The organism is Calidifontimicrobium sp. SYSU G02091, from assembly GCF_022631395.1.
In the GTDB taxonomy this organism is placed as follows: Bacteria; Pseudomonadota; Gammaproteobacteria; order Burkholderiales; family Burkholderiaceae_C; genus Calidifontimicrobium; species Calidifontimicrobium sediminis.
This window is the reverse complement of sequence record NZ_JALBGB010000091.1, coordinates 1-544: the sequence shown is the minus strand read 5'-3', so window position 1 is coordinate 544 and position 544 is coordinate 1. Positions and strand designations below refer to the sequence as shown.

The window sequence follows — 544 nt, the reverse complement described above, 5'->3', positions numbered from 1 at the left end:
CCGACAAGCGGCCTGCACACATGCCCACCGGGCTCAACAACCAGGGGAGCATTGTGAGTGTTGTGTTCCACACGAAATGACGAAGGACCGCGCGGCGGAAGGCGACCTGCTGGTGATTGCAAGGCGGGCCGATGGCGACCTGCTCGCCATCGTGGCCGAGAAGGACACGACCATCGAGCGGCAGCTCATGTGGCTGTTCGGGTTTTCCGATCTCACGCATCCCGGATTCTCCATCAAGTCGGAGCTGGAAACGGAACAGGACAGGATCGGCTTTGCGGCAAGGGTGATCCTCGAACAGATCGGCATCGAACCGGAAGAGGAAGCGCCGAACTATCTGGACGACATGCTGGCAAGGTTTGATGGCAGATTCCCGAAGACCATCGAGTTCTCGGCCTATGCCAGAAGCACGATCCGCGATCTTTCCGGCCGTGACGACCCGGATGCTGCGCTGGTGGTCCTTCGTCATTTCGTGTGGAACACAACACTCACAATGCTCCCCTGGTTGTTGAGCCCGGTGGGCATGTGTGCAGGCCGCTTGTCGGCC

At 60.1% G+C, this 544-nt stretch carries 1 pseudogene; it reads left to right on the top strand.

The annotated features are described in order from the left end of the window. Nucleotides 1-76: 76 nt before the first annotated feature. Nucleotides 77-544: pseudogene (locus MOJ79_RS18905) on the top strand (hypothetical protein); the annotation flags it as partial.